A 10274-nucleotide genomic window follows, 5' to 3' on the forward strand; every position below is an offset into this window, starting at 1 on the left:
CTGACTTGTGAAATTTATCAAATTTAATGACAGCAGAATCGATTCATTTCTATTTATGGAATTAACGGATTTAGCCAAAACGTTAGCAAAAAGTGATGATGTCGAGCTTGAATACGGTGTGCAGTCCTACTATGAACCGTTCGAAAAGAAAATTTTCATCAGTCATTTTTGGGATGATCGTAAACAAGAAGATATGCTAGCAGGGCTGAAAAGTGATGTGTTCCTTCGTGCAGTAGGGACCATTTATAGTGATCTTACTGTATTTCAGGAGATCGTTCGCTATGCGCATACATTATCCATTCCTGATATATGTAAACAATTGTTTATGCTGTTTGAAGATATCCGGATTGAAGAGCGGATTAAACATGGCCGCCCAGGAACAAAAAAGGTATTTAAACGAAGAAGAGAGCTATACCGGCGTCACTTTAAGACACAATTAACGATTAACCAGGAACGAAGCATTTTAACAGATGCACTCTTTTGTGCGATTTATGTGAAGCTGACAGCTGATTCTCCGCTCGAAGAGATTCCGCCTCTTCATGAGCAGATCAACCCGATGATTCCGTTTATTGAGTCAAGTCTTGAACGTGTGTATGATGCGGGTTCAACAGCAGACATCGCAGCTATTGTCAAAGAATTGATGGAAGGCTTTGATGAGCTGCTTGAAAAGGACATGCTGAATACGTACTTTTTCTTCCCTGAATTGGACTATGAACAAGCGGCAAAAGAACCGCTGTTCCATGACTTAAAAAGAAAACCTAAATTAAGTGAGGACATCAAAGTCGACCGGGAAAAAGAAGGCGATGAAGACATTCACGAAGAGTACATGGAAGTGTGGCATCGAGAAACAGAAGCGCCATCAAAAAGCTTCCTTCAATTTGATTTAGAGCACGGCGGTAAAAGTGATCTTGGTAAGGATGCAGCAAGAGAAGGCGATGACGGAGATCAGGCACTCGGAACTGTCCAAGGTTCTGCAAAGCAAACACACCGAAAAGATTATTCAAAGCTTGAGGCGCTGGAAGAGGCTGAAGGTGAAGAAAGCGGAGCAGACGGTCATGAAAATGGAAAAGAGAACAAATATGCGTTTCCAGTCATGATTTCACCAGATCCGCCTATGCCAGAACAAATCAATGTATACAAGCAGCATGCGAAGGAAATTGAGCCTTACCAAAAACGCTTAAAACAAATGATCCAAAAAACTCTTGAACATAAAAAATCTTGGCCTAAAACGGACCTTCATGCAGGACGTCTCAGCAAAAAGCTGATTCGCTACTTTACAGAGTCTAATCCGCGCCTTTTCTATAAAAAACAAGCACCGTCTTCTCAGATTGATGCTGTTTTCACCTTATTAGTAGATTGTTCAGCGAGCATGTTTGACAAGATGGACGAGACGAAAAAAGGCATTGTTCTATTTCATGAAGCGTTAAAATCCGTACAAGTCCCACATCAAATTGTTGGGTTTTGGGAAGATACAAACGACGCAACAGAAACAAGTCAGCCAAACTACTTCAATACAGTCGTGTCGTTCAAAGACTCTTTATTTGATGCAGGGCCTTCTATTATGTCTCTTGAGCCAGAAGAGGATAATCGGGATGGTTATGCGATCCGCCAAATGACAAAGATGATTTTAAAGCGAAGAGAAGAGCAAAAGTTTCTGATTGTCTTTTCGGACGGAGAGCCAGCTGCGTTCAGCTACGAACAAAATGGGATTGTCGATACGCATGAAGCAGTTCTTGAAGCGAGGAAAAAGGGCATTGAAGTGATCAATGTGTTTTTATCCAATTCGACGATAGAAGAAGCACAGATGAAAACCATTCAAGATATGTATGGAAAGTTCAGCATTTTTGTACCAGATGTCGATACATTGCCAGATGTTTTATATCCATTACTGAAGAAACTGCTGCATAAAAGCATTGGGGCATAAGGTTTTGCCCCTTTCTTCAAATTATTTTTCGGAATGATTTAAATTTTTTGTTTTTCTGTGAATTTTTTATCTTTAATTGAACAAAGAATGTAGAAAGTAATCCAAAACAGTGGTAGAATATTATTGGAAGCGTTTTATTACATAAATTTGGTCATTGTGTTCTGGAAGTTATATCGAGATAGTGTTCAATCACTTGATGATCAAAGTTGGGGGTAGTGTTCAAAATGTTTCAAAATGATGTGAAACAACCGTTGAGTTGGGAAGAATTTCATGGTCCGAACCTCGGCTATGTGCTCGAGCTCTACGATCAGTATGTCCAGGATCCTACTAGTGTTGATGAAGATCTAAGAGGCATATTTGATGAACTTGGTGCACCACCGAGTGAAATGAAGGAGGAAATTGGGAAAAAAGAAAATAGCGTAGTTACTTCTGAACAAATCCAAAAGATAGCATCAGTCGTTAAACTGGCAGAAGACATCAGAACGTATGGCCATTTAAATGCTTCCGTCAATCCTCTTCGCAAAGAAAAGGAATTACAAGAACTGTTTCCTTTAAAGGAGTACGGTTTAACAGAAGAAGATGTCAAGAATATTCCGATATCTATTATTAGTCCGGATGCACCAAAACACATTTCAAACGGCATAGAAGCCATTAACCATTTGAGAAATACGTATAAGCGTACCATTTCATTTGAGTTTGATCACGTGCATGACTTCGAAGAGCGAAACTGGCTCTCAAAATCAATCGAGTCTGGTGAACTATTTAAGAAAAAACCATCAGATAAACTAGTTTCTGTATTCAAGAGATTAACAGAAGTTGAGCAGTTCGAGCAGTTTCTTCATAAAACATTTGTTGGGCAAAAGCGCTTTTCTATAGAAGGTTTAGATGCACTTGTCCCAGTACTTGATGAAATTATTTCAGAGTCCGTTACACAAGGGACTTCAAATATTAACATTGGAATGGCACACAGAGGCCGTTTAAATGTATTAGCACATGTGTTAGGGAAGCCATATGAGATCATTTTCTCAGAATTCCAGCATGCGCCAAATAAAGAGCTTGTTCCATCAGAAGGCTCTATCGGCATCAGCTATGGATGGACGGGGGATGTTAAGTACCATCTTGGAGCTGACCGTCAAATCAAAGACGAAGATACAAAGAGTGCGAGAGTCACGCTTGCTAATAACCCAAGTCACTTGGAGTTCATTGATCCAATCATTGAAGGAAGCACGCGTGCTGCTCAGGAATCACGTACTCAAAAAGGCTATCCAGTTCAAGACGTTGAAAAAGCGTTAGCCATCTTAATTCATGGGGATGCAGCATTCCCTGGAGAAGGAATTGTGGCAGAAACATTAAATTTAAGTCAACTTGTCGGCTATCAAGTGGGCGGAACCATTCATATTATTGCCAACAATATGATCGGGTTTACAACGGAAAGCAATGAATCTCGTTCGACGAAATATGCAAGTGACCTTGCAAAAGGGTTTGAGATTCCGATTGTTCACGTCAATGCAGATGATCCAGAAGCGTGTTTAGCGGCTGTTCAGCTAGCTGTAGAATACCGCAAACGTTTCAAGAAGGATTTCCTTATTGACTTGATCGGCTACCGCAGATACGGTCATAACGAAATGGATGAGCCTTCTACAACTCAGCCAATGCTGTACGATGCGGTCAGAAAGCACAAAACGGTCAAGAATATCTTTGCAGATAAACTTGTCTCAGAAGGTCTTTTGACAAAAGAGCAGCGTGAAGAAATCGAGCAGGCTGTGACGGCAAAAATAGAAGAAGCTTATAAAAAGGTGCCTTCAAAGAAAGAGCATACGATTCAAGAAATCGAACTGCCAGAGCCTGTATCAAACGGCTTCCCAGCAGTGGATACATCAGTAGAATTTGATGTATTGCGAAAGCTGAATGAAGAATTGATCAGCTGGCCGAATGATTTCCAAGTATTTGGTAAGCTGAAGCGGATCCTTGAAAAACGTGCAAAAGTGTTTACAGATGACCGTAAAGTAGAATGGTCACTTGGGGAAGCACTCGCATTTGCATCTATATTAAAAGACGGTACGCCAATTCGAATGACCGGACAGGATTCAGAGCGTGGTACTTTCGCTCAAAGAAACCTTGTTCTTCACGACAGTCAAACGGGTGATGAATTTATTGCTCTTCATGAACTGAGTGATGCAAATGCATCGTTTACTGTTCATAACAGTCCACTGTCAGAAGGCTCAGTCATCGGATTTGAATATGGTTATAATGTCTATTCTCCTGAAACGTTAGTGATTTGGGAAGCTCAATTCGGAGACTTCGCAAATGCGGCTCAAGTGTATTTCGATCAATTTATCTCAGCTGGCCGTGCAAAATGGGGACAAAAATCAGGTTTAGTGATGCTGCTGCCGCATGGATATGAAGGACAAGGTCCTGAGCATTCAAGTGGAAGAACAGAGCGCTTCCTGCAATCAGCTGCTGAGAATAACTGGACAGTTGCGAATCTGACAAGTGCAGCGCAATATTTCCATATTCTTAGAAGACAGGCGAAAATGTTGCTTCGTGAAGAGATTCGTCCGCTTGTCATTATGACACCGAAGAGTCTGCTTCGTAACCCGAACACATTGTCTGAAGTCCAAGAATTAACGGATGGACAGTTCCGTCCAGTTCTTGAACAGCCAGGTCTTGTACATGATCACGAAAAAGTATCGCGTCTCGTGCTATCTAGCGGGAAGGTATCCATTGATATTAGTGATCGTTTTACTCAAATGGAAGAGCCGAAAGATTGGCTTCACGTTGCAAGAGTGGAACAGCTATATCCGTTCCCAGCCAAAGATATTAAAGGAATTTTAACAAAGCTGACAAACTTAGAAGAAATCGTATGGGTGCAAGAAGAACCGCAAAATATGGGAGCTTGGGGATACATTGAGCCATATTTACGTGAAATTGCGCCTGAAAAAGTAAAAGTACGTTACATCGGCCGAAGAAGACGTTCAAGTACGGCTGAGGGTGATCCAACTGTGCATAAAAAAGAACAAGAACGAATTGTATCTGATAGCTTGACTCGCAAAAACTAAGGGGGAAATGAAAAATGGCGGAAATTAAAGTACCTGAATTAGCGGAATCAATCTCGGAAGGAACGATTGCTCAATGGCTAAAGCAGCCGGGCGATTATGTGGAGCAGGGGGAGTACCTGCTGGAACTTGAAACAGATAAAGTCAATGTCGAACTGACTGCTGAAGAATCTGGTGTATTAAAAGAAGTGCTCAAAGATTCTGGTGACACTGTACAAGTTGGAGAGGTCATCGGAACGATTGCAGCAGGTGAAGCTGGCGGAAGCGAGTCCGCAGCTCCAGCACCTGAGCAAGCTTCTGCACCAGCTTCGAAAGAAGAACCGGCAGCTGCTCAAAAAGAAGAAGCAGTGAAAGAAGAGCCGAAAGCTGGTAATGGCAGAACCATCGCTTCTCCTGCAGCTAGAAAACTAGCGAGAGAGAAGGGATTAGACTTATCTGAGATTCCAACCGTAGATCCGCTGGGCAGGGTACGAAAGCAGGATGTCGCTTCTTATCAAAAGAATGAAGCACCTGCAAGTGCACCGAAAGCCGCGCCAAAAGCAAATGCGGCGGTGCAAACTGAACAACCAGGAAAGCCAGTTGAACGTGAAAGAATGTCACGCCGCAGACAAACAATTGCAAAACGTTTAGTTGAAGTTCAACAAACGGCTGCGATGCTGACGACATTTAATGAAGTCGATATGACAGCTGTGATGGATTTAAGAAAGCGTCGTAAAGATGCCTTCCTAGAACAAAATGATGTCAAGCTTGGCTTCATGTCCTTCTTTACAAAAGCAGTTGTAGCAGCACTGAAGAAATATCCGCTGCTTAACGCAGAAATTCAAGGTGATGAGCTTGTCTTGAAGAAATTCTATGACATCGGCATCGCTGTTGCTGCAAACGAAGGACTTGTCGTACCGGTTGTCCGTGATGCAGACAGATTGTCATTTGCGGGGATTGAAAAAGAAATTGGTCATCTTGCGAAAAAAGCAAGAGATAACAAATTGGCTCTTAGTGAGATACAAGGTGGATCATTCACGATCACAAACGGCGGAACATTTGGTTCTCTGCTTTCAACACCGATTTTAAACAGCCCGCAAGTTGGAATTTTAGGAATGCATAAAATTCAGCTTCGTCCGGTGGCGATTGATGAAGAACGTTTTGAGAACCGTCCGATGATGTATTTAGCTCTTTCTTACGACCACCGTATTGTCGATGGTAAAGAAGCAGTTGGATTCCTCGTTACGATTAAAAACCTGCTTGAAGATCCTGAGCAGCTATTGCTTGAAGGATAATCTTCTATTATAAAAAGCTAGCACCTGTTAAGGTGCTAGCTTTTTTTCTTTTCACTGTCAAGTTGTCCTCGTTTTGACCAATACGTCGCAAGCCAGGAACCAGATAAGTTATGCCACACACTAAAAATCGCACTTGGTACGGCTGCGAGCGGCGAGAAATGTGCTGTTGCAAGGGCTGCACCAAGCCCGGAGTTTTGCATCCCTACTTCAATCGAAATCGCTCTTTGAGAAGGGATATCCATTTTGCACCATTTAGCGATCAGGTATCCAAATAAAAGACCGAGCCCATTATGTAAAACGACAACGGCGAATATCAGCAATCCAGATTGAAGAATCTGCTCTTTATTTGCACTGACAACCGCTGCAATGATCACCACAATTCCAGCAACAGATACAAGCGGCAATGCTTGAACCGCATAGTTTACTTGTTTTTTGAAAAACACCTTAACAATTACCCCTAAGATAATAGGAATAAGCACAACTTGGACAATCGACAAAAATAATGCCTCCGGTGATACAGGTAACCATGATCTTGCAAAGATAAAAATAAAAAGAGGCGTTAAAAAGGGAGCAAGAAGAGTCGATATAGTTGTGACCGCTACGGATAAGGCCATATTGCCTTTTGCTAAAAAGGTCATGACATTGGATGCTGTACCGCCTGGGCAGCAGCCCACAAGAATAACGCCTACTGCAATTTCAGATGGCAGCCGTAATCCGTAAGCTAATAGAAAGGCGATCAGCGGCATGAGTGTGTACTGCGCCAAAACCCCGATTAGCACATAAAGAGGTTTACGAAAAAGCTCCTTAAAATCTTCACCTGATAACGTAAGCCCCATCCCAAACATAATGATTCCTAGTAAAAAAGGGATATACGGTCCAATCTGAGAAAATACGTCAGGAAAAGCAAATCCAAGACATGCAAAGATAATGACCCAGATTGCGAAGGTTCTTCCTGCAAATTGACTAATGGTTAAAAGAATGTTCATTCATTGCTTCATCTCACTTTCCTCACATATCTTTTCTATTTTAAACGAATTTTCTGAAAAAACAACCCGTTCCTTTATAAAGGTGTTGATAATTTAATTATGTAAACTAAAATAACCCCATATAAGCATAAGCCTATATGGAGCATCGTCTTAAAAAGGGGTCCACTTCACTTGCTGTGCTTGCTTAAGCCTTGCTTCTGGCTCACGCCAGTCAACTACACTCCACCAACGATCTACATATTTCGGTTTTTCATTCAGATATTGAAGATAGTAGGCGTGCTCCCATACATCAAGGGCTAAAAGAGGGATTACGTCCCATTGTGACAAAAATTGATGGCGTTCTGCTTGTAAAATCTCTAATCGCTGGGATCTGGGCGCCCATACGAGAATGGCCCAGCCGACACCCTCTACTTGTTTGGCCGCTGCTGAAAATTGAGATTTAAATGCGTCATAGCTGTCAAACGATTGTTCAATGAGACGAAGCATTTGTCCAGTAGGCTTTCGTTTTCCTGAAGGACTCATGGAAAACCAAAAAATACAATGTAAATAGTGTCCAGCACCATTGAAGGCAAGCTCTCTTTCCCAATGCTTGATCATTTTGAAATCATTGGTTCTTCTTGCATTTTTTAATGCAAGCTCAGCTTGGTTCAAACCATCAACATATGATTGATGATGTTTCTGGTGATGCAAATACATAATCTCCTTTGAAATAAACGGTTCTAGTGCATCATACCGGTAAGGGAGAGGAGGTAACTTATGATTTCCGGCTGCTACCTCTCGCATGTCTTCTTGTGGTTTCATGTCCTCAGAAATACGTTCGGCCAGTTCGTACCACTCTTGTTCACTGGAATGTTCATCATCCATTGAAAACCATAAATGGTCTACTTTCTGACGGATGTTGTCATCTTGAATCGCGGGTTGAATGGAGTTAAGCCACTCTTTGAGCTGCATTCGATACTCTTCCTTATTCATTCTTACGCCTCATTTCTTCTAAAAATGTGGAACAAGCCATCATGGGAAAGACAAATGGGTAGCTATGATAGGTGATGTAAAATTGCTTTGGCAGGCCAATGCCTACTGGATAGTGCAAGGCTTCACTCGTGTGCTGATGATGGATCAAAAATGAAATGGCTTTTAAAATCGCTTTGTCATCTGGCTTCTCATATTGTAAAAGTGCCTCTGCTGCCCAAGCCGTCTGAACCACTGTGCCAAACGGGAGGGGGACATACGTTTTTACCTCTGCACTTTTACACGATTCTCCGAAGCTGCCATCTTCTCGTTGAATCTGCTTTAAAAATCGGCACGCTTTTTGAATAGCAGGATGGGTGGAGGGGATGCCGGCCGCTTTTAGTCCTGTTAATGCTGCCCACGTTCCATAAATATAGCAAACACCCCATCTGCCAAACCATGACCCATTTTTCTCTTGATGATCTAGGAGCCACTTGACACATTGATCTTTTTGCCTGTGAATCGGTGGTGACATGTTTTTCTCTTCAAGACCAATGAGATGAAGCACCCGGCCTGTAATATCGGGAGTCGATGGATCGATCGCTGCATCCTCCGCAGATTCAAGCGGCAGATGTCGAAGCAGGAAGTGATCTTGATTTTTTTCAAAAGCAGAGAATCCGCCGTCACGGTTTTGCATGGAAAGAAGCCAATGAAATCCTCGTTTCCATTGAACTGGTGCGTATGTTCGCGGAATGGCTTTTAAGACAATTTGCGTATCATCACAATCAGGGTTATTTGTGTTGATATCTGAAAAACCAAAGCCTCCCGGAGCAGTATGCCGGTTATGAATCGCCCAATCTGCTTTCTTCATTTGCTGCCGGTTCAGCAAGTATGAGAAAGATTTAGTGATGACTGGGTCTTCTTGTTTTTTGCCAGCTTTTTGAGAAGCATAACTGACAAGCGCTGTATCCCAAACTGTGGAAGTGGAATTTTCTGCATACATTCTGCCCTGACAGACAGTAACTAGCTTTTTCATGCCTTTGACTGCTTTTAAAATGAGATGATGTCCCGGGGAGTACCCAAGACTCATAAGTGCATAGACCATAAAAATACTGGCACTTAAATAGCTGTACAGCGTGCCATCTTTTTCAAGGCGATCAAACATATATCGCTTTGCTGCTTCATATCCGAAAAAGTCCAGCCGGCTGTCAAGTGCTGTATACGATCGCATGTAAGTCAGAAAGTGTTGAGCGGAACGTTCTTCTCTTGCCATAAACCAGTCAAATGGATTCTTAGACATGTTTGCATCAAGGTGTGCCAAGCTTGGAAATTTCTCATGAGAGGTATATCGTTTGTTGAGTGCAATCATCATTGGCACAAAGTGAATTCTTGCATATGCACTAAGATGATAAAAGTGCAGCGGAAAGTATGTAGGGATGAGTAAAAAGGAAAGTGGTGCATAAAAATACGGCCAAGGGTGCATGCCGTTGACGGCGAGCATCCACTTTGTCATAAAGTGAACGTTCTTTAATCCGCCTTTTGAACGTATAAATTGCGCTGCTTTTTCCATATGAGGCTCATCTTGTTGAAACCTGCCTGATACGAGCATTCCACAATAGCCCTGCACAGTGGCAGTTACATGTCCCGTTTGATCATGATACAAAGAAAAAGACCCATCCTCATTTTGTTTTTCGCGTATCGCTTCTGCTAATTGATGAACCAAAGCCTGATCCGAATCACCGACAGCCTTTAACAGCATAATCAAAAAAGCATTTGTCATCATAGGACCTTCAAAGCAGAAAACAAAGGCGCCATCTTCTCTTTGTCTTCGCTGCATTTGTATGTGCAATTCTTCGATAAATTCGTTTACTTTCAATTGAAAATCTTGCATATGCGGCCATGCTCCTTTCCTTTCATACTATATTCAGGAGCCGGCCTGTCACATGCAAACATAAAAAAAGCCGATGACAGGGTCACCGGCTCAGCGTGTAGACAAACCCTCGCATTCGGTGTCAGGTCTGTGCGCTGGTGCTCACGAATGTCAATTCGCTCCGCGCCAGTGCTCGTCCTTCCTAGACTGCAAAGG

Annotated in this window: 7 protein-coding genes; 3 read left to right on the plus strand and 4 right to left on the minus strand. The window is 42.3% G+C overall.

Features of this window, described 5'->3' with window-relative positions; all coding sequences use genetic code 11:
- Positions 1 to 7 precede the first annotated feature (7 nt).
- The 3 genes from AMR95_RS16800 to odhB all read left to right on the plus strand — a co-directional run bounded on the left by AMR95_RS16800 (position 8) and on the right by odhB (position 6254).
- Positions 8 to 1924 (plus strand): vWA domain-containing protein, encoded by a 1917-nt coding sequence (locus AMR95_RS16800; RefSeq protein WP_058838917.1) that lies wholly within the window; start codon positions 8 to 10, stop codon positions 1922 to 1924.
- Positions 1925 to 2148: 224 nt separating this feature from the next.
- Positions 2149 to 4983, plus strand: coding sequence for a 2-oxoglutarate dehydrogenase E1 component (gene sucA / locus AMR95_RS16805; RefSeq protein ID WP_039179296.1), 2835 nt, complete (start codon positions 2149 to 2151; stop codon positions 4981 to 4983).
- A 14-nt stretch (positions 4984 to 4997) separates the two neighbouring features.
- Positions 4998 to 6254: a 2-oxoglutarate dehydrogenase complex dihydrolipoyllysine-residue succinyltransferase gene (gene odhB / locus AMR95_RS16810; RefSeq protein ID WP_058838918.1), complete on the plus strand. Its 1257-nt coding sequence runs from the start codon at positions 4998 to 5000 to the stop codon at positions 6252 to 6254.
- 35 nt (positions 6255 to 6289) lie between these two features.
- Here odhB and AMR95_RS16815 read toward each other — a convergent pair whose 3' ends face one another.
- From AMR95_RS16815 to AMR95_RS19450, 4 genes are all read right to left on the minus strand, one after another.
- A complete protein-coding gene (locus AMR95_RS16815) occupies positions 6290 to 7240 on the minus strand; it encodes a bile acid:sodium symporter family protein (protein WP_058838919.1) in 951 nt (316 codons plus the stop codon).
- Positions 7241 to 7390: 150 nt separating this feature from the next.
- Entirely contained in the window at positions 7391 to 8212 is an 822-nt protein-coding gene (locus AMR95_RS16820) for a superoxide dismutase (RefSeq protein WP_058838920.1), read from the minus strand.
- Positions 8205 to 10079, minus strand: a complete 1875-nt coding sequence (locus AMR95_RS16825; RefSeq protein WP_058838921.1) for a terpene cyclase/mutase family protein — start codon at positions 10077 to 10079, stop codon at positions 8205 to 8207. The genes AMR95_RS16820 and AMR95_RS16825 overlap by 8 nt, the downstream gene beginning before the upstream one ends.
- Positions 10061 to 10274 (minus strand): hypothetical protein (locus AMR95_RS19450; RefSeq protein WP_231746906.1); only part of this gene is annotated, 214 nt, incomplete at its 5' end. The genes AMR95_RS19450 and AMR95_RS16825, both read right to left, overlap by 19 nt.

This window comes from Bacillus sp. G1(2015b) (assembly GCF_001482475.1).
Lineage (GTDB): Bacteria > Bacillota > Bacilli > Bacillales > Bacillaceae > Bacillus > Bacillus safensis.

Excerpts from the sequence above, each read along its gene's own strand:
- sucA (WP_039179296.1), top strand. The coding sequence starts at position 2,149 with ATGTTTCAAAATGATGTGAAACAACCGTTGAGTTGGGAAGAATTTCAT.
- AMR95_RS16815 (WP_058838919.1), bottom strand. The coding sequence starts at position 7,240 with ATGAACATTCTTTTAACCATTAGTCAATTTGCAGGAAGAACCTTCGCA.
- odhB (WP_058838918.1), top strand. The coding sequence starts at position 4,998 with ATGGCGGAAATTAAAGTACCTGAATTAGCGGAATCAATCTCGGAAGGA.
- AMR95_RS16820 (WP_058838920.1), bottom strand. The coding sequence starts at position 8,212 with ATGAATAAGGAAGAGTATCGAATGCAGCTCAAAGAGTGGCTTAACTCC.
- AMR95_RS16825 (WP_058838921.1), bottom strand. The coding sequence starts at position 10,079 with ATGCAAGATTTTCAATTGAAAGTAAACGAATTTATCGAAGAATTGCAC.